Origin of the sequence: Mobiluncus curtisii ATCC 43063 (assembly GCF_000196535.1) — a bacterium.
Lineage (GTDB): Bacteria > Actinomycetota > Actinomycetes > Actinomycetales > Actinomycetaceae > Mobiluncus > Mobiluncus curtisii.
On sequence record NC_014246.1, the window covers coordinates 1,130,306 to 1,150,418 of the forward strand.

The window sequence follows — 20,113 nt, forward strand, 5'->3', positions numbered from 1 at the left end:
AGACCGGATGTCAGGATTTCGTGTCCGGGGAGTCCGCGGGGTCCGGAGGATTTTGTGGGTCAGTGGGATTCTCTGGGGCGGAATTTTTGTCCGGGCGGGGTTGGAGCTTCTCATCCTCTTTCTCCCGCTTCTTGCGTTCGTATTCTTCACGCTGTTTTTCACGCAATTTCCGGCTGACTTCCTCGAGGAATTCTGGATCATCGTCAGGAGCGCTGGGCTGTTCCGTGGCAGGTCTGTGCCCGAAACTGAGGGACACGGATTCCTCACTGGACCAGATATTTGGTTCAATCACCCCACCCTTGGCTTCGGCAGCGGCGACGCGGGACACGATTATCCACGCTATTGCCCCGATGGGGCTAATCAGCAAAATCAGCATAATCCACAAAACTTTTGGTATCTTGCCGGGCAGGTTATCTTTCGGGGTGCGAATGCAATCAATCAGCGCATACAAAGCCAGCGCCAACCACAAGATAAACAACAAAACTCTGACCACGGCTTCATCTTAACGTAAAACCCGTGGTCTTTCCTGCTTTGTCGATTTCTGGACATGCCTGGAAGATAGCCAACGGAAAAATAGTATAAATAATGTGGGGGGCGACCGGTATCATGGTTATCAAATGGTTTTCATTCACAAAGGAGTGGTGGCAGATGTCTAACCCCCAATCGCGCTGGATTATCTGGTCAGCCTACGCCGTGCTGTTCCTGGCTTTGCCCTATGTGACCCAACCTATTTTTAAGTCTGTAGGCGATGACGGTATGGGGTGGATTTTGCTGATTTTCTACCTGGCGTTACCGCTTTTAGGACTGGGATGCGGGGTGGCAGACGGAATCGTCAACGGCTGGTCGCTGTGGTGGCTCCTCGCTCCGGTGGTACTGTTTATTCCGCATTTCTTTCTGGCGATGCACGCTGCCACTAACCTCAGTATCTACTGGGATGAATTTTTCCTGTTCACCGGCATCTACGCCGGTTTCGCGTTTATCCCCAACCTCATAGCAGGGCTGGTGCGAAACCGCCTCCAACGCCCCCGGGCGCAGTCCTAAGCCCGCCCGGTCCCGCGGTGCTCGGTTAGCGCACCCAGGCGCGACCGGCGCGAAGTTCCCGTTTCGCCAGTTCGGCAACTTCGTGACGAGCCACCTTGCCCGGTCCTAAGGTGGGCAGATGCTGCACTACCACCACCACACGAGGCGCGTGGGCAGCGCCAAGCTCCGCGGTAACAGCAGTGCGAATCCGCGCCGCCAGAGAATCTGGCTCTGACATTCCGTCTTTTCCGAGAACCCCCAAGGACGCCGGAGAACCCAGCATCGGAGCCAACAAATCCACATCGAGGTCGTCTCCGGGTACCACCACCGCGGTGACCAGTTCACCCCAGCGGGCATCGGGCAGCCCGACCACACACACTTCACCGACCCCCGTCACACTCAAAGAAGCCTGTTCCACCGCGGAAGCATGGACTTTCACCCCGCCGGTGTTGATGACATCATCGGTGCGCCCCTGAATAATCAAACGCGGACCTTCCATCCGACCGGTGTCGGAAGTCTTAAACCAGCGACGTGGTCCCATTTGAATCCACGGAGAGGCCTCTGCGGGATCCATGCCGACTGGTGGTTTCTCTACGTAACCTTCCATCAGGGAGGTGCCGGTAACCCACACGGTATCGCCGACAGTAGAAACTTGGGTGCCCAGCAGGGGAATCCCGTCATAGACGCAGCCCCCGCAGGTTTCCGTCATCCCGTAAGTCTCTACCACATGCCAGCCTACGGCTTTCGCCCGGTCTGCCAGGAATGGGGTAAACGCGGCTCCTCCCACCAGGATGGTGTCCACTTTTGCCAATGCGTCGACCGCGTCTCCGCCCTCGTCCAGAATCTTGGATACCTGAGTGGGCACCAGGGACAGGTAGACCGGCAGGGTGGAGTTCTGGGTAGCGCGGGTAACCGCGCGCACCAAACTGGCGGGTTTAAACCCGTTGGTAGTGTCCACAATGATGGGTTTTGTCCCGGAAATGAGCGAACGAGTCAGCACCTGCAGCCCGGACACGTGGTGAGTCGGTAGTGCCAGAATCCAGCGACCCGGTCCGCCCAGGGCAGCCAGAGTCGAACGGGCAGAGGACACCAGGGCACTGGCAGAAATTGCCACCAAATGCCCGTCGCCGGTCTGGGAGCCGGAGGTCTGCATAATCAAGTCAGTTTTGGCAGGGAGGGGACCGTTGAGTCGCGACCGTAAAATCCTGCGGGCGCGTTCCGGATCCACTCCCGGAGCAATGGGTACCAGGATTTCCCGAACCTCCTGGCGGGGAGCCTGATCTGAGGGGGTATCCGCCGGTGCGTCATCTTGGGGTGTTTCCGGAGAGGCGGTGTCCTGGGGAGACTCACTGGTTGGTGCGGACCAGTCCGGTTCCGTCGGCGAGTCTGTTTCTGCGGGTGAGGTGGGCTCATCGGCGTTTTCTTCGGCACGAATTTCCGCGAGCGCAGCCTCCCAGTCGTAGTCATCCGTAACCTGCCGACCGCTGCGGGCGAGTTGTTCCTCGGTAGTCAGAAAAGGCGCAATCGCGGTATCCAAACCATCAGCCAGATTGACTACGTCATGGGGTTTCGTGCCACCCGTCAGGAAACAGAACCGGACGGGAACCCCCCGCTTCGCTGTGTCACTCACCAACTTCACCCTGCCTTAACGCTAAAGTTCATTTATGGCTGTAACCTGGGATAACACCGCGGAAAATGTGGCAAACAGAGTCGTTTACGACGAGCGTCGCAACGCGCCTGGAACCCGTCATACAGCCGGTTTCAATAAGATTCTAGCGGTTCTGGTGGCTTTCTGGACAATGCTGGGAATGCTGGGACTGACGGCATGTGTAAATCCGGCACCTGGGAAAAAAACTCCCACCCCCACCGCCCAGCCCGAGGAACCCGCCACTTGGCCCTTGACCGGTCTCCCTCGTGAAGACTCGACTCCGCACCCCGTGGTAGCGGTGAAAGTGGAAAACACCGTGGCGGCGCGTCCGCAATCCGGGCTGGAAGACGCCGACATCGTGTTCGAAGAACAGGTTGAAGGCGGGATGACCCGGTATAACGCGGTGTTCCATGCGCATACTCCCGAGGAAATCGGTCCGGTGCGTTCCGTGCGTCCGATGGATCCGGGCATCGCCGCGCCATTCGGTGGGATGCTGGTCTATTCAGGGGGTGTCCCCGCCTTTGAATCTCAGGTTTCCGCGTCCGGACTGCGCGGCTTCAACGAAGATCAGGCGCGGGGGGCGCTGTATCGGGTGAAGTTCCGTGCCATGCCCCACAACCTCTATCTATCGATTCCTAAACTTTACGAAAAGGTCGGCAAAGAACACACTATGGAGCCTGACGCTCCCCAAATTTTTGATTTCGCCAACCCCGACCAGGGGGAGCAGCCCACCGCGGTCTCGTCCGGAAACCCCGCGAACACCCTCGTGGCGCATTTCCCGTCCCTGGTCGCAAGCTACAACTGGACCGGTTCTCGCTGGCAGCGGGTTGACGGGGGAACAGCGGCGAGCGCTCGGTCAGGAGCGCCGTTGCAGACCGATAACGTGGTGGTGGTGCTGACCAGCATCATCGACACTGGTGCGAAAGACGCTGCGGGGGCTACAGTCCCAGAAACGGTGCTGACCGGCAGCGGAACCGCCTACGTCGCCAGTGGCGGGTCAGTCGCCAAAGTGACTTGGTCCAAAGACTCCGAAGGCTCGCCACTGCAGTTGACGGACTCTGCCGGCGAGCCCGTCCTGCTCAACCGGGGTACCACCTGGATTGAGCTGCTGCCCAATCCGAACTTCAGTTTCCAATAACCCCAGCCGACCGTAACACGCTGGTGAACAGTTAGAATCTAAGCGTGGAAGATAATGCGGTGGCAGATATTTTTGAGGCAAAACGGTGGCGGGCAGTCGACCTGGAGGGGCTCAGCGATGTGACCTATCACCGGGGCGTGCTGGCAGACGGCAGCCCGGCGCCGGTGGTGCGCATCGCGTTCAATCGCCCCGAAGTGCGCAACGCCTTTCGTCCCCAAACTGTCGACCAGCTGTATCGCTGCCTGGATCACGCCCGCATGACTGCCAGCGTGGCAGCGATTTTGCTGACTGGCAACGGGCCGGCGCGTGACGGCGGCTATGCGTTTTGCAGTGGCGGGGATCAGCGGGTGCGCGGCGCTGACGGTTACCAGTATCACGTGACCGTACCGCGCAGCGAGTCGTTGCAACCGCCACAGGGCGCGGCAAACCCGACCGAACGCCCTGGTGAACCCCAAAACCTTGCCGACCGGACTGCTGACCTGAAACACCCGGAAACTCCTGAAACTGCGGACCTCCCCGACCCGAGAGACGCGGCTGGACGCTACGGGCGACTGCATATCCTGGAGGTGCAGCGCCTCATTCGTGCCACCCCGAAACCGGTCATTGCGCTGGTCAACGGGTGGGCTGCCGGTGGGGGACACTCGCTGGTGATGGTGTGTGATTTGGCACTCGCCAGCCGGGAACATGCCCAGTTCAAACAGGTCGATGCCAACGTCGGGTCCTTCGACGCCGGATACGGTTCGGGGCTGCTGGCTCGGCAAGTCGGAGATAAGAAAGCCCGCGAGATATTCTTCCTGGCTGAGACCTATTCCGCCGCGCAAGCCGAGGCTTGGGGGGTGGTGAACCGCGCGGTGGTGCACGAGGACCTGGAACGCGTCGGCTGGGACTGGGCACTGACCATTGCCGGGAAATCCCCGCAGGCGATTCGCATGTTGAAATATGCTTTCAACGCGGTGGATGACGGCCTGGTCGGGATGCAAATGTTTGCCGGGGAAGCAACCCGGCTGGCATATAGGACCGCGGAGGCCCGCGAGGGGCGCGACGCTTTCCTCGAAAAGCGCGCCCCGAACTGGGACGAGTTTCCGTATTATTACTAAGAGGATGCGGTAGCACCAAACCCGAAATGTAACCCCGAAAGAAGGTCAGAGTGGATTTCACGTTCCTGGTTGCCACGCTGGTGGGAATCGCGCTGGTAGTCATGACCTGGGCGACGCCCTACGCCAAATTCCTGCGGGACGGATTCGGAAAGACTGATTTGGGTAACCGCATCGTCACCATCATGATTCCGGGTCTGACCATCCTGTGCCTGGGGGTGACATTTTTCGAGGCCTGCGTGACCTATGCAACCGGGCTGTCATTTTGGCGAGTGTGGGGCATCCCCCTGGCGGCTTTGCTGGCGCTGATAGGTCTGGGCGTGGCGTTTTGGGCGTTGGTTCCCGCCCCGGTGCCGAGTCTGTTGCAGCCGCGGTGGATGAAAGAGGAACGTCTCTATGGAGCTTTGGGGGCACTGGAACGCACCCGCTCCGCGCAGCAGCGCCGGGAACGGGCAGTCAACCGGCGTGGGTTTGATTATTTCGACACCCAAATGATTGACGGGGTTTCCCTGGCTTACCCCGAAACCTGGGTGTTGAACCTGGAACCAAGCGCGCCCGCGCGCGTCTCCGGACTGAAACTGCAAAGCCGTTTTGCGTTGGATACCCCCCATGATTTTGCGCCGCATTCACGGATTCTGCTGATGTCCGCGCCCTTGGCAAATCCAGAGAATAGCGTGAATTGGCTGCGCCGCCTGGCAGTTCCTGCCGGTTGGCAGCCGCGGGAAGTTGGAACTTCGCAGTTGGCAGAAAGCCCTGCCATTTGGGCTGATTCGTGCTTGCCCGACGGTCGGGGAGTACAGCAGCGCTGGGCGGCGGCTATCGGGGACACCCTGTGGGTGTTGGCTTTTCAGGCAGCTGGCTCGGATTTCGGACCGCTGGCAGACGTGGGAGCAAAAGTCGCCGCCTCGCTGACCCTACCGGAGTCCGGGAGGGCGACCGGTGCATTGGTGTCGTCGTGACCAGCCACGTTGAAGATTCTGGCAGTTCCGCCCGCCTGTCCCCTTTTGAACCCGGTCCGGACGGTGCCGAGCTGTTTACGGCGCAGGGAATCGAGCGGGCATGGGTGTTTGCCGTGCCGTTGCGCGTCAAGTTTCGCAATATCATCGTGCGAGAAGGGCTGATTTTACAAGGCAGTGCCGGTCTGGCTGAGGCGGCGCCCTTCCGGAACTATCCTCCGCCAGTCGCTGCCACCTGGTTCGCGGGAGCATTTGCGGTAGCGGCACGGGGACTTCCCGCACCCCTCTCTCCGGTTCCCCTCAATGTCACGGTGCCGGTGGTGGACCCGGACACCGCGGCGCGGCTGGTCCGGGAGTCCGGCTGTAGCACAGCAAAAGTGAAGGTCGCCGACCCGCGCAGCAGCCTGGAGGACGATATTGCGCGGATTCGCGCCGTGCGTGCGGCGTTGGGGGCGACCGGGCAAATTCGGGTAGATGCGAACGCGGCGTGGAGCCTGGCTGAGGCAACAGCCGCGCTGCCGCGGTTGGGTGAAGCCGCCGGTCCGGGCGGTCTGCAGTATGCCGAACAGCCCTGTCAGACTCTGGCTGAACTGGTCGAACTGCAGCGGGCGACGGGGATTCCGGTGGCAGCAGACGAAACTATTCGCCTGGGCGGGCAGCTCACCGAGGTCCTCGCCAGTGGGCTGGCCGCTGCTGTCATCAAAGCAATGCCCCTGGGGGGACCGGCGCGTGCCGCGGCTCTGGTGGCAGATGGGCTGCGGGCAGCTGCTCCGGGTGGCACAAGCGCGCCCCTTTTGGTGGTGTCCTCTGCTTTAGATACCGGGGTGGGCTTGAGTGCCGGACTGGCTCTCGCGACCCAGCTACAAACGAAAGCCGCCTGTGGACTTGGAACACTCCGCTTGTGCACAGATAGTATCCTCACCGCGGATCCCCGTATCGAAAACGGATTCCTGTATCCGGTGGAAACCCTGGAACTGAAAGGAAATCTGCCACCTGTCAGCCCGGAAGTGCAGCAGTGGTGGCGGAATCGAGTTGAACAGGTAGCCGCCAGGTTCGCTAGACTTTAGTTAGCAGCGGCAATGAAGCTATCAGGAGAGAGCGAAGGACGAAACCGATGGAGATTGAAACCGGCACCTGGACACTCGCCCACGGGGAGACGCTGCGCTGGGCTGCCGCCACCGACATCGGCTTGAAACGGGCTGAAAACCAGGACTCTTTCCTGGCGGCTCCACCGTTCTTTTTAGTTGCAGACGGGATGGGCGGTCATGCCGGGGGGAAACAAGCCTCTGCCACGCTGCTGGGGCACATTCAGCCTCTGACCGGCACGGACGTTAATCTGCGGGTAGTGCGGGAATCTCTGGAGGCAGCCTGTGAGGAAGTCATGGGGCTGGTTGAAGCCAACATTAACTACACGATTTCGCCGCCGGGAACCACGCTCACCGGTCTGGTGGTGCTCGGTCCACTAGGGGAGTCCGCGGCTGACGGGTCAGCGTCAGCCCCCGCTACGGACGGGTCAGAACCGGCGCAGTTCCTGGTTCTCAATGTGGGGGACTCGCGAACTTACGTGTTGAGAGAGGGGTTGTTGACCCGGCTGACGCGGGATCATTCCCAAGTCGCCGAGATGGTCGAGGCGGGAATGCTGACCGTGGAAGAAGCCCGAGTCTGGCCGACCCGCTCCGTCATCACCCGCGCTATTGGCGCTGGTCAAGCCGGGTTACCCCAGATTGATACCTGGACTTATCCGGTAGCGTCGCCCCGGCGTTTCCTGGTGTGCTCCGACGGGCTGCATTCCATGATTGATGACGGTGCCATCGGGCGGGCGCTGGGCGACAACCCCACCCCCGAAGCGGCAGTGAACGCACTGGTGAATCTGGCTTTACAGGCGGGCGGGCACGATAATGTGACCGCGATTGTGCTCGACGTGACCGCCCCGGAATCCGCACTCGCCCCCACGGAACCGGCTGATCCTGCGCTCTCCGAGTCGCCCGCGCCCCCAAACTCCCTTTTGCCACCCCCGCCTCCTCCTCCGGGCAGTGAGGGGGCACGATGAAACACTGTGCTGATGGAGGTACCCCGTTTACCGTGCGGATTTGTCCGCTGGGTCACCATAACCCGCCGGATTTTCCCCGCTGTCGAGTGTGCGGTGGTGTCCTGGACGCGCCGATGCAAGTGGCATCCCCGAAACTGGGCTGGGTGCGTTCCACCGACCAACAGACTGTCGAGCTGACAGGCGAATTAGTGGTCGGTCGCGCCCCGGAGACACACGGGCGCGAAGGGGTATTTTCCCTGACGACCCCGCCGGAAATTCTCGAAATTTCCCGCACTCACGCCCGAATCTGTACCGAGGGGTGGGAAGTCACCGTGGAGGACCTGGGGTCTGATAACGGCACCCGCTTGTGCCGGGCGACGGGTCAGATTGTGGATTTACAGCCGCACAAGCGGTACAACATTCAGCCCGGTGACGTGCTGGAACTGGCGCCAAACTACCTGTTGAGGTTTGCAGCCTGATGCGACGACCAGTCCGAATCTTGGTGGATGGCAGCCCTGCCGAAGTCTTGCTGCAGGCAGACGCCCGTGCCCGAGTGGCAGATGTGGTCACCACTTTAGGCGGCGGGCAGACGTCTCGTCTCAGCGTCACGCCGTTGGCGCCCCTGCTGGATCCGGGCGGTACCGGGTCCCTGCCGGTCGTTGCCGAGACGTCGGGGTCACAAGTCCCGCGCGGTGAGTCGGGCGGGACACATCCGGCGCAGGTCGGTAAACCTTACGTGCTGCCGCGCGATTTGCCGTTGGCAAAAGCGCCGATACCGCCGGGGGCAGGTTTGGCACTGGTGGGGGAGAGCGACGAGTTACCGCCGGCTCCCGCGGGCATGAAGTCGCTGCTGGCGTATTCACCCCCACCGGCTGCTGACCCCGAACCGCTGGGAATCAACATAGAAATGCCGGCGCGACCACGCTTGTGGTTGGCAAATCCCGCGACGCTTGCCTTACCCGTGGTGCCGGTGGTGCTGTTTGGGGTGCTGGCAGTCATCTTCCCCAGTGCCGTCGCGTTTGCCCTGCTGAGTTTGGCAGTAGTTGCGGGTGGCTCAGAAGTCGGGTGGGCGTTGACTCAAAACCGGGCGGCTTGGGTGCGTTATGAGCGGGACATGGTTGCGCTCACTCCCCAGATTCAGGCAGCTTTGCATCGCCGTGACGTGGCGATACGCGACAGTGTTCCCGACCTGTCGGATCCCCACCACGCCCTGCTGCCTGGACTGTGGGGACACGCGAGTGTGCAAATGCGCATTCCGGTCGGTTTCACCCAGGTTTATCCAGAAATTACGCTGAGCAGTCACGGAACGGCGACCCCGTTTCGCGGCTGGGGACCGCTTGCGGGATCGAGTACGGGGTCAGAAGCCGCCGCGGTCGTCCACCGGTCAGCCGGAGCCGCGGTCCCGGACTCGGTGTCTAACGCGGAGATGGGGCAGGCAGCCTCGGGGCAAATCGCGGCGATTAACCGCAGGATTAACGCCATTGGTGCCGCTACCATCGGCGAGGGGCATACCGGTCTGGAAGTGGTCTTCGTTCCGGCGGATTCCGGTCCGCTGGCGATGACAGGTCCCGAGAACTTGCGTGGACCGGCGCTGAATCAGTTCCTGATTCGCGCTGCCTTGCGCTATTCCCCTGCCGACTTAAAAATCGTGGTCGCCGGGACGAAACCTGCACAGTGGACGTGGGTTAACTATCTGCCGCACGGCGCCGCGGTGCGCGAGGATTTAGCGGTCGAGCCGGTTTGTGACCTGAGTGAAGCGAGCGCCGAGAGGTTGGCGCAAGCCTGGAGCGGTCAAAAGGGGCAGCGCGGTTCGCGTCAGCGCCTGTTGCTGGTAATCGACGGAGAAGTCCCGGCAGGCTCTCGATGGGAAGATTTTGCCTGGGAGTCCGGGATTTGGCTGGTTAACGCCGTTGATAATCTCGGCAGTGCGGTGAGTGCCGTGCGGCAAGTTCTGGACCTGGCGACCGGGTCTTGGCAGGACGGTGTGTCCCGCATTCCCGGAACTACCCCGCCGGCGGGACGGCACACCGCCGCTAACGGGATTCCACTGCAGTCAGCCCGTCCGACCCAACTGAGTGTGGAACCGTTGCTGCTGACTACCCCTGGTGCGCGGAAAGTTACGGAGCTCCTGGCTAATCTGAAGCTACCGGGCAAAACCACCGAGCCTTTGCCTATTAGCGCCCAGTTGACCGATGTTTATCCCCTGACAGCTGAGGAAAGCACGGCGGTTTTTGGTGAGTCGGGAGACGGGGGTCGCTGTACGGCAGCGATAGGCTACGGTGCTGCCGGTCCGGTGTTGTTGGATTTGGCTGACGGTAAAAACGCTGTTGTAGCGGGAGAAAACCAGGCTGCCCGGACCAATGCCATCGCTGCTTACCTGGCGGGTTTGGCGCTGACCCGGCGTCCGGAGGATGTGAGCTGGGTAATTTTTGATTCCCGCGCTACGAACTGGGGTGAACTGGGGCAAACTCCACACTGTTTAGGCATTGAGTCGGGGCGGGGAAATGCTGTGTTTGCCCGGTTGCTGCGCTACCTGGAGGCGGAGACTGAGCGTCGAGACAACTGGCTGAGGGAATCCGGGGCGGGCAGCTTGGTGCGGGCGCACGCGGCGAAAATATCGGGTACTCCGGCGGATTTAATTGTCGTCATCGCCGTGGGAGAGTCGTTTACCGCGCGGCAGCTCTCGCAGCTGGCTGAACGGCTGCATATGTACCGCTCCCTGGGGTTGCATTTGGTGGTGAGTATCGGGAATACCGAAAAATTGCCCCGTGAAGCCTTGAAATATCTGCCGACACGTGTTGTGCTGCATCTGGAAGGTGCAGCCCTGGAGGTGGTCTGTGGCAGTCTCGAAATTGATTCGCGGTCGGCATTTTCACATCCCGGTCGCGGAATTCTGCTGGTCGGCGGGGTTGCGACCAGTTTTCAAACCTTAAATTCCCTGATGGTTACGGATTTTAGTGATCCCGAATTGGCTCCCGTGAATTTCACGCCCCTGGGCGGAACGGAGTTCCCCCCGGCGCTGTCGACGGGCAGTCAGCGGCAAGTCCCGGCTCTGGTGAGGGGGAATTTTCCTCGGACTGACACAAGTGGGGACTCGGCGGCTTTGACCCCGCTTTCGGTGCTGGCAGGGTCGTTTTATAGCGGTAAATCTACCGTCCGGCGGTGGACCTCCGGGCTGGAGAAAGTCTATGACCTGGCGTCTTTGGGGCAATCCAGCGATGCGGAGTTCCGCCTGGGAGTGCGCGATGACCTGGGGCGTCAAGAAGTCGTCCCCTTTGGGTTTAGTCCCGACCACGAGGGCAACCTGTTCGTGGCAGGTCCGCGCGGTAGTGGGCGCACTGGAGTGTTGCGAGCTATTGCTGCCGATAGTCTAAACACCGGAGGTAACCCCGTTGCTCTCTATGTTTGCAGCGCCGACTCGACTCTCGATGTGCTGTCTAACTGGGCAAACGTGGGAGTGGTAGCTCATGCCAACGAGCCGGAGACAATTGCCGACACGATGGAATACCTGGTCAGCAGGTGGCGTTGGCGCACTGCAGTGGCGCAGCGCAACGCCACCCGTGATTTTCCTGAACTGCGCGCTGTGCTGCGTGGCACACGACCTGCAAAGCAGCCTGGCATGCCCCTCGGCACGGATGCTGTTGACGGCGACGAAATGGACCGTGGTGAGCGAATTATTGTCGCGATTGACGGTTTGGAAACCGTGCTGGAGTCCTTGCCGGGAGCCAGCTCCGCCAGTTTTCTGGAACTCATCACCGGCGGCAGGGTCGTCGGGATCCACTTCGTCATCAGTGCCGACAGCGTCGAGAACCTCCCGGCGGCCTGGCGAGGTGCATTTGGGATGCGAATCGAGTTGAACGGTTCCATCCCCGGCAGTGGCGTGGTTGCCGATGACCCGCGAGCTATTCAGGTAGCTGTCCTCGGTAACGACCCCTCCGAGCCTGCCCAAACACGTATCCTGGAACGCTTGAGCGCCTTGGCAAAAACTCCAGCCCACCGGATTGCCCGGTTAGCCGTGCCGGTGTTTGCCACCGCCCTCGCCACACCTCCTGCGGGAGAAATGGCGCTGGGACTGAGCGCCCCCGGTGGTCGACAAATCAACACCAATACCAGCGGAGTGTACCTCATTGCGCGGGGTAGCGGGGAAGTCGATCGGGCGGTGAGCTTGGCAGTCCTGCGCTGGCTGGCTCGTTCGCTGCGCACCTCCAGCCCAGACACCGGGATGGTGCTGTTGTCTGCACAGAGCCGTGAGGAAAGCTCGCCCGCGTTGAAAACCTTGGCAGGACTGGCGATGTGGGACGCGGTAGCCTGCGGCTTTTCAGACTTCCGCGACTTTTATCACCACCTGCTCTCCGTCGCGGAGCAAAAGTCCCCGCCGAGATTCCCCGGTCTAGCTATCTTTATTGCCGACCTGCCCGGATTCGCGCAGAACACGGACGCTGCCACAGCGATGGCAGACATCATCCGCGCGGCACGTCGCCAGGGACACCTGGTCTTTGCCTCCGGCGCTGCCACTTCCCGCGACGGACTGTCTTGGATGACAGACTCCGAGCTGAATGCGGCGGTGAAAGCCCCCGCCGCGGGACTCTCTCTAGGTTTGAGTGCCTCCGACACTGCCGCCATCTTTGGCGTTAGCGTCCCTCAAGACGGCATTGCCTTTCCGCCTGCCCGCGGATATTGGATTCACGGCGGTCGTGCCACCAAAATCCAGCTGCCCCAAGAAAACGGCTGAGTGCCCGCACAACAAGATGGCTAAACATTCGCGCCATGTCAGCATTGAACTGAATCGAAACTGTCTGACGGTGTTCTGTCCATAAACCTCCCTTCGGTACGTGCGATAGTACTTGAAAGGTAGCATTGACCCCGGAGACGAAAATCTGGCAGTTTCCGAAACAGCTTTCGTTTCCTGGCATTTCAACGGTTTCACCAGATTCTGGGAGACGCAAAAAAGGATGCAAAGCAGCGAAAGGGCGAGTTGTGGACGACACCAGGCAGCGACACGGTCAAGACGCATCATCCCAGCAATACGCTGAGGAGCTGGCGCGTTTATTGGTGCAGCAGGGATTCACGCATTGGTTTTACTGTCCCGGCTCTCGTGATGCCCCCTTGGGATATGCCTTGAACCACTTGGCAGCCAGCCACCGCCTGGACCTGCACGTGCGTATTGACGAGCGGGACGCGGCATTTATGGCGCTAGGGGCGGCACGAGCGGGTCACCCGGCAGTTCTGGTGATGACGTCCGGCACCGCGGTGGGCAACGCCCTCCCCGCTGTGATGGAAGCAGCCCATGCGGGGGTGCCGTTGCTGATCCTCAGCGCGGATCGTCCCGCCGCACTACGCGGCACTGGTGCGAATCAAACCACCTGGCAGCCGGGAATTTTCGGGGAATTCGTGCGTTTCGCTGCCGATATACAACCCGGCATTACCTCCGCTGTATTGTCAGAGGTAGTCTCTGAGGTCGCGGCAGCCTGTCGGGGTGAAGCTCCTCCTCCCCATCCTGCCACCAACGAAAAACAATTCCCAGCCACCGGTCCAGCACACCTCAATGCTAGCTTTATCGAACCTCTGGCGCCCCCCGAAGCTATCGAAGCGTTCGCCGCAACCAGCGCTAGCGTCAGCGCCAACGCCCGCGAGGAACCTTTTGACCCCGACCAGTCACCCCGCGGCACCCTGCTGATCGCCGGGGACCTCAGCGACGCCACCTACGCGGACTTGCGTGAGGTAGTGAAAAACGCGGGGATTCCCGTCCTTGCCGAGCCGCAAACCGCCTGGCGCTGCCATCCTCACGCGATGCGAGGATACGCCAAAGCTGCCGGAACCACATTGTCGGCAGTGGTCGAACACAACCTGGAACGAGTCATCGTCGCGGGTCGTCCCACCCTGACCCGGCCGATTACGCGACTCATTTCTCGCCGGGACATTCCCGTGGAAACCGTGGGTGCACCGGGAACAACGGTGAACCTGGCGGGCAACATCGCGCGGCACTGGACAGACGCTGCCACCCTGGCTTGTGAACTGGAGAAAGTGGCGAAACCGTCGTCAGTCGCGACTCCCCGCCATCCCACCGCCGAGACCCCGGAAAACTGGCTGGAAATGTGGCGTGCCGCGGGGGAAAACGCCGTCGCGGCGCTGACCCGTGACTGGGGTTTTCACCGCGCCGCACAAACGATTTGGGACAGCACCATGACTGTGTCCGAGCCGCTGGATTTGTACCTGGGAGCCTCCCTGACCATCCGAGTTTTTGACACGGTGGCGCGCAATTTCGCCCGAAACCTGATTCCAGCCCCCGAGCAGGCAGACGTCCAGTCGGTAAATCACCAGGACGGTGCGTTCGGGGGGCATCGTGTCTTTACCAACCGGGGCCTGGCGGGGATTGATGGCACCATTGCTGCGGCGTGGGGAGCCGCGCTGGCACGGCGGCAACCGATGCGGCTGGTCTTGGGGGACGTTTCGTTCTTTCATGACCTGGGGGCGCTGTGCCACGGTCGGGTAGAAACCGTGCCAAACTTGCAGGTCATTGTGATAAACAACGGGGGCGGACGGATTTTTGGCAGCCTGGAACACGGCGCAGCTCCGGCGGATACTTTCACGCGGATGTTCCTCACCCCCCAGGTCGGAGACATTTGCGAGCTGGCTCGGGCAGCGGGCTGGCAAGCCGTGCAGATAGGCAGCCCGGCAGAGCTGGTGGCGGCTCTGTGCCAACCGGTCAGGGGTTTGAGCCTGATGGAGGTCATCCTCCCGTCCACCTGACTTTGAAGATTCCGGCAGCTGCGGCAACATATCCCGCAGCGTCCGAATCAAAGTTGGGACCCTTTACGCTGACGTCGGTTCCGGTGCTGGTGTTGACGCGATACCTGTGCTGTGCCAGTGCCGGCAGAAAGTAAGCGCAAACCCGGCAAATCCTACCTGGGAACGAGCTTTGGTCACTGCCAGCCGCCTGCATCCCAGGTAATTTTGAAGTCGCCGGGTTAAAACCGAAGAGAACTTATGAGGAGTAAACAGTGAGCGATACGAATAATCCCTGGGCTTCCCCCGAGGAGGCGTCCGCGCCGGAACGCCGGGAAAACACCGGGTCCACCCCGGAACATCAAGAAACGCAGATTCCCATGAATCCCCAGAACTCTAATGAGGTCGCGGCGCCGGCCAGCCCGCAGACCCCCGAGACACAAACTCCGAGCCTGAGCGGTCGGATTATCTCGGTCACCCCTGCTGGACAAGCCAGCGCGGTTGCGCCGACCTCTGGCGAAGCGGTCAGCGCGGGGTTCGCCAGTCCGTCCGGTGACGGTTTCACAAGTCCTGGTGGTGACGGGTTCACCAGTCCATCCGGGAGCGTCCCGGCTGAACAGCCCGTTGGTAACTTCACCAGTGTGCCCGACGCTGCCTCGACCAAACCGACCGACCCCACTTCTGCCAATGCTGCCAACACGACCAATCCGGCATCGCCGAACCCTTCGACACAGTACGGCGCCAACGCATTTTGGGGTACCACTCCGGGATTTTCTGACCCCCTCGCGAACCCTGCCAGCCCGTCACCTGCCGCGACCAGTCCGAACCAGGGGCAGCCAAACGGGATGAACCCCGGTCAGCCGGGCAATCCCGGAGGCAACCCGTTTGCGACATCCGACCCCTTTGCTGGCGGCCGCGGGGCGACAAACCCGCTGCAAAACAGCTTGACTTGGGCAGCAACCCCAGGGGGCAAAGCGGAAAAAAGCCGTCCTGGTTGGGGAGCCTTGATTGGCGTGGCAGTGGCGGCTTCGCTGCTGAGCACCGGTGGTTTGTACGCCGTCGAACAGAGCGGTTTGCTCGGGCATGACGGGGAAACGACCAGTTCCACCCTGTTTAATCCAGAGGATAAAGACGTCGCCACCCCCGAGCCGGTAGCGAACTCCAACTCGCAGAACCCGAACTGGGAGGCAGTCGCCAAAGCGGTCCGTCCCGCCGTGGTGGCAATCTCGGTGGAAACGAACAGCGAATCCGACCAGGGCTCCGGCTCGATTATCGACTCGAAAGGTCACATCCTGACCAACAATCACGTGGTGGCGGGGGCTGCGGACGGCAACGGAGTCATTACCGTGGAACTGTCCGACGGGCGCTTGTACAAAGCCAAAATTGTGGGTCGTGACGTGCTGACCGACCTGGCAGTGATAAAAATCGAGAACCCTCCGAAAGACTTGACCGTAGCGCCGTTGGGTAACTCTGACGACTTGAAAGTCGGGGAGTCAGTCGCGGCTATCGGTAACCCTCTGGGGCTGTCGTCCACAGTGACCACGGGCATTGTCTCGGCACTGAACCGTCCGGTGCGAGTGCAGGCGGTGCAGGGGGGCGGTTCCGATGATGAGGATGAACGTGACCCCTTCGGTCTGCGCCGTTATTTCGGTGGTGGCGGGATGCTGCAGCCTTCCCAGCCTGAAAAAAGCACCGCTCCCACCGAAGTCACCACGAACGCGATTCAGGTGGATGCGGCGGTGAATCCGGGTAACTCCGGCGGTCCCTTGTTTGATTCACGAGGGCGGATAGTGGGCGTGACTTCGTCTATCGCGAGTCTTTCGGGTTCTGGCGGCTCGACCGGAGAGGGGCAGGCAGGGTCTATCGGGTTGGGGTTTGCCATCCCGATTAATCAGGCTTCGATGATTGCTACCCAGCTGATTGATCACGGCGAAGCGGTACACGCGGCGCTCGGCGTAGTTGTGGGTCAAGAGGTCGCCACCGTAGACAAAGTGTCCCGCTTGGGGGCGCGGGTGCAAGAAATCAACTCCGGTTCGGCAGCTGATAAAGCCGGTCTGAAACAGGGGGACATCATCACCATGATTGACGGCAAACCCGTGAAAGGCTCGTTGTCCCTGGTCGGCTTCGTGCGGCAGTATGCCGTGGGTGACACGGTGGAACTGACCGTGGTGCGCGGCGGGACAGAAAAGAAGATTCCCGTGACGCTCCAGGCGCAATAGTCGCGAGCATGAGCTTAGCTGGCTGGTCGCTACCTACGGGTGGCGGCCAGCCTGGCAATTATGTGCACCGCCGGCCCCGGCAAAACTGTGTTATCGTTACCAGTGCCGGTGAGAACGATGACACCAGCGTCGGTGGATACGATTCCCATGGCACCTCCCCGAGGAGACTTTTATGCAGTTACCAAATCACCACCAGAACCTCAACGTTTTACACGAAAATACTGTGGCGCCGCGGGCTTACTACATTCCGGTTTCCCCCGAGGTCGCGCGCGCCCCGGCGCAAATCCCGAATTTCAACCTGGACCGTGAGCGTTCAGACCGTTTCCAGCTGCTCAACGGTGTGTGGAAGTTCGGATTCTATCCCTGCGTAGAGGACGTGCCGGAGGATTTTTTCACTCCCGGAGCTGCGGGGCTTCCCGACACGATTCCCACACCCGGCGCGTGGCAGTACCACGGTTACGACTCCCACCAGTACACGAACATCAACTACCCCTTCCCTTTTGACCCCCCTTATGTGCCCCATACCAACCTCGCTGGCGCTTACCGTCATGAGTTTCACTACCAGCCAGATCCGCAAGCCCCCGATGCCACCCTCGTTTTCGAGGGCGTTGACTCGTGTTTCTACCTGTGGCTGAACGGGCGTTACGTGGGGTATTCACAAGTCTCCCACACGGTTTCCGCTTTTGAGGTCACCGAGTTTCTGCGAGAGGGGACGAATACGCTGGCGGTACTGGTCTGTAAATGGTCGGATGGCAGCTACCTGGAAGACCAGGACAAGTTCCGCTGTTCGGGCATTATCCGCGATGTCTACCTGCTGAAACGCCCCGCGGTACACCTCAACGATTACTTCCTCACCACCGAGATACAGCCCAACGGTGCCGGCGTAAAACTGCGCGCGAATTTCCGTGGGGAACCCTGCCCGGTCACGGTAACGCTCACCGACGGCCCCAACATTGTGGGGCAAACCGAGCTACACCCCTTGTGCGATGGGGACGAAACCTACACCCATGCCACCGAGTTCCACCTCGAACACCCGAAACTGTGGAATCCCGGCGCACCCCGCCTCTATACCATGGTGATGGAATCTGCGCACGAAGTCATCACGGAACGGGTCGGCATCCGTACCGTGACCATCACTGACGCCGTGCTGAAAATGAACGGCAACCCCATCAAAATCAAAGGCGTAAACCGTCACGAAAGTGAAGCGCAAACCGGACCGGTCGTCTCGCTAGCCCAGATGAAACGGGATTTAGAACTGATGCGCCAGCACAATATCAACGCGGTGCGCACCTCCCACTACCCGAACTGCCCCCAGTTCTATCATCTGTGCGACGAGCTGGGATTTTACGTGATGAGCGAAGCGGATAATGAAAGCCACGGCACCCGAAACCGCGTCCTGACCGACGAAACGGAAGAAAACGTGGTGGAGCTGTGGAATAAACCCATCGCGGACAACCCGGAGTGGATTCCTGCCATCCTGGACCGGGTCCAGCGCTGTGTTCACAGCGAAAAGAATCGTCCGTGCGTGTTCTCCTGGTCGGCAGGCAACGAATGTGCTTACGGGGTAACTGTCGAAACCGCGCTGCAGTGGATTAAAGACTTTGACCCCACCCGGGTGACGCACTACGAAAGCGCCTATCATCGGTCCCGCGACCGCACTTATGATTACCACAATATCGACCTGTACTCCCGAATGTACCCCCTGCTTTCCGACATCACAGACTACTTGGATAATCTCGGCGACAAGCCATTCCTGCTGGTGGAGTACTGTCACGCGATGGGCAACGGTCCGGGGGATTTAGAGGATTACTGGGCCCTGGTGCAGGCAGACGCGCGCATGTGCGGCGGGTTCATCTGGGAATGGTGCGACCACGCGGTGCCAGACGCCGACGGTCGTCTGCTCTACGGTGGAGACTCGGGGGAATACCCCCACGACGGGAACTTTTGCGTCGACGGGCTGGTCAGCCCCGACCGCACCCCGCATATCGGGCTGTGGGAGGTTAAAAATGTGTACCGTCCCTTGCGGTTTAGCTATGACCAAAAGGCTGGGTTGCTGCGGGCGACAAATATGGCTGATCACCTCAACACCGCCGATTTTGCCACCCTAAAATGGGTGAGGGCGCGAGACGGCGCGGAGGACAGCGGCGCTATCGAGCTGCCCCCGCTGGCGCCCCACCAGAGTGTAGAAATTCCTCTTTCCATGGACGTTCCTGCCGGCGGGAGGTGTTTCCTGAGGGTGGAAACGTACCTGTCCCGTCCGTTCGCCTGCCTGGAGACGGGGCATTTATTGGGGTTCGACGAGTTTGCTCTGGATAACGCCGACCCGCGCTGTCTGCCTGCCCGTCAGCTCAGCCAGGAACTCCGGACCATTCCGGCACCTCACGCTCCCCATATCGAAACCAGTCCCAAGGAAATCACGATTGAGCTGGGCGCATACACCTACGTGTTTTCCCGGTTCACCGGAATGCTCACCGATTGGCGTGGCCGCGCGGGGGCGCTCCTGACCCGACCGATGGAACTCAACATTTGGCGTGCCCCGACCGACAACGACGCGTATATCCGGACGCGGTGGGAGCGGGCACACTATGACCGTTGCACCCCCTATGCCTATTCAGTCGAGGTGGTGTCCGGCACCAGTATGGTGGTGAAATCGCAGGTAGCGCTGGTGGCGCCGTCGATTCAGCCCATTTTAAAAGCAGACCTGGAATGGGTATTAGGCGACGATGGAGCCTTGCGGATGAACGCCAGCGTCACCCGTGATACGCAGTTTCCGGAACTACCGCGCTTGGGATGGCGAATCTTCCTGGACCAAGACTTTACCCAAGCGGACTGGTCAGGGCTGGGACCGCACGAAAACTACCTCGACAAACGTCGTTCTGCCTGGCACGGGCGTTTCTGCAGCCCCGTTCGGGACCTGTTCCAGCACTATTTGCGCCCACAAGAAAACGGGTCGCGCTGCTCCTGTGACTACCTCAAGTTGAGCGGCGAGAACGCCAGTTTAGAGGTGGTGAGCGGGGCGGAATTCAGTTTCAACGCGTCGCACTTTACGCAAGAAGAACTGGGGGCGAAAGCTCACGATTATGAACTGGTCGAGGTCCCGGAAACCGTGCTGTGTCTGGATCATCGCATGGCGGGAATCGGTTCCCAAAGCTGCGGACCGAAGTTGCAGGAATGCTACCAAGTCGCCGCACCGCACTACGAATTTTCTTTCACTCTCAAGTGTTCCAGCAATTAGGCGAGGTGCCGCAGGGGTGACCAGAAATATCCCCAGTGGTACGACCAG

13 protein-coding genes are annotated in these 20,113 nt (G+C 60.8%); 11 read left to right on the plus strand and 2 right to left on the minus strand.

Going from position 1 to position 20,113, the window contains the following annotated elements:
- Nucleotides 1–10 precede the first annotated feature (10 nt).
- Nucleotides 11–493, minus strand: a complete 483-nt coding sequence (locus HMPREF0573_RS04785; protein ID WP_004007469.1) for a PLD nuclease N-terminal domain-containing protein — start codon at nucleotides 491–493, stop codon at nucleotides 11–13.
- Between the two features lie 155 nt (nucleotides 494–648).
- On the opposite strand from HMPREF0573_RS04785, the gene HMPREF0573_RS04790 reads away from it, so the two are divergent.
- Nucleotides 649–1,041 (plus strand): hypothetical protein, encoded by a 393-nt coding sequence (locus HMPREF0573_RS04790; RefSeq protein ID WP_236585817.1) that lies wholly within the window; start codon nucleotides 649–651, stop codon nucleotides 1,039–1,041.
- A gap of 25 nt (nucleotides 1,042–1,066) precedes the next feature.
- Here the strand turns inward: HMPREF0573_RS04790 and HMPREF0573_RS04795 are convergent, their stop codons facing one another.
- Complete coding sequence (locus HMPREF0573_RS04795) at nucleotides 1,067–2,659, minus strand: AMP-binding protein (RefSeq protein WP_013189057.1); 1,593 nt, start codon at nucleotides 2,657–2,659, stop codon at nucleotides 1,067–1,069.
- Between the two features lie 25 nt (nucleotides 2,660–2,684).
- Here HMPREF0573_RS04795 and HMPREF0573_RS04800 point away from each other — a divergent pair, with 25 nt between their 5' ends.
- From HMPREF0573_RS04800 to HMPREF0573_RS04845, 10 genes are all read left to right on the plus strand, one after another.
- Nucleotides 2,685–3,806 carry a DUF3048 domain-containing protein gene (locus HMPREF0573_RS04800; RefSeq protein ID WP_013189058.1) on the plus strand — a complete coding sequence of 374 codons (1,122 nt, stop codon included), beginning with the start codon at nucleotides 2,685–2,687 and terminating at the stop codon, nucleotides 3,804–3,806.
- Nucleotides 3,807–3,850: 44 nt separating this feature from the next.
- On the plus strand, nucleotides 3,851–4,903 hold the full coding sequence (locus HMPREF0573_RS04805; protein ID WP_013189059.1) for a 1,4-dihydroxy-2-naphthoyl-CoA synthase: 1,053 nt from the start codon (nucleotides 3,851–3,853) through the stop codon (nucleotides 4,901–4,903).
- 50 nt (nucleotides 4,904–4,953) lie between these two features.
- Nucleotides 4,954–5,859 (plus strand): hypothetical protein, encoded by a 906-nt coding sequence (locus HMPREF0573_RS04810; protein ID WP_004007463.1) that lies wholly within the window; start codon nucleotides 4,954–4,956, stop codon nucleotides 5,857–5,859.
- Complete coding sequence (locus tag HMPREF0573_RS04815) at nucleotides 5,856–6,923, plus strand: enolase C-terminal domain-like protein (protein ID WP_013189060.1); 1,068 nt, start codon at nucleotides 5,856–5,858, stop codon at nucleotides 6,921–6,923. Before HMPREF0573_RS04810 ends, HMPREF0573_RS04815 begins: the two co-directional genes overlap by 4 nt.
- 47 nt (nucleotides 6,924–6,970) lie before the next feature.
- Entirely contained in the window at nucleotides 6,971–7,906 is a 936-nt protein-coding gene (locus HMPREF0573_RS04820; RefSeq protein WP_013189061.1) for a PP2C family protein-serine/threonine phosphatase, read from the plus strand.
- The gene (locus HMPREF0573_RS04825) at nucleotides 7,903–8,364 is read left to right on the plus strand and encodes an FHA domain-containing protein (RefSeq protein ID WP_013189062.1); all 462 of its coding nucleotides are present in this window, start codon (nucleotides 7,903–7,905) and stop codon (nucleotides 8,362–8,364) included. The genes HMPREF0573_RS04820 and HMPREF0573_RS04825 overlap by 4 nt, the downstream gene beginning before the upstream one ends.
- Nucleotides 8,364–12,617: an FtsK/SpoIIIE domain-containing protein gene (locus HMPREF0573_RS04830; protein WP_013189063.1), complete on the plus strand. Its 4,254-nt coding sequence runs from the start codon at nucleotides 8,364–8,366 to the stop codon at nucleotides 12,615–12,617. The genes HMPREF0573_RS04825 and HMPREF0573_RS04830 overlap by 1 nt, the downstream gene beginning before the upstream one ends.
- 245 nt (nucleotides 12,618–12,862) lie before the next feature.
- Entirely contained in the window at nucleotides 12,863–14,635 is a 1,773-nt protein-coding gene (gene menD / locus HMPREF0573_RS04835) for a 2-succinyl-5-enolpyruvyl-6-hydroxy-3-cyclohexene-1-carboxylic-acid synthase (protein ID WP_004007458.1), read from the plus strand.
- 251 nt (nucleotides 14,636–14,886) lie between these two features.
- Nucleotides 14,887–16,830, plus strand: coding sequence for a trypsin-like peptidase domain-containing protein (locus HMPREF0573_RS04840; RefSeq protein WP_004007456.1), 1,944 nt, complete (start codon nucleotides 14,887–14,889; stop codon nucleotides 16,828–16,830).
- A gap of 172 nt (nucleotides 16,831–17,002) precedes the next feature.
- Entirely contained in the window at nucleotides 17,003–20,065 is a 3,063-nt protein-coding gene (locus HMPREF0573_RS04845) for a glycoside hydrolase family 2 TIM barrel-domain containing protein (RefSeq protein ID WP_013189065.1), read from the plus strand.
- Nucleotides 20,066–20,113: the final 48 nt, after the last annotated feature.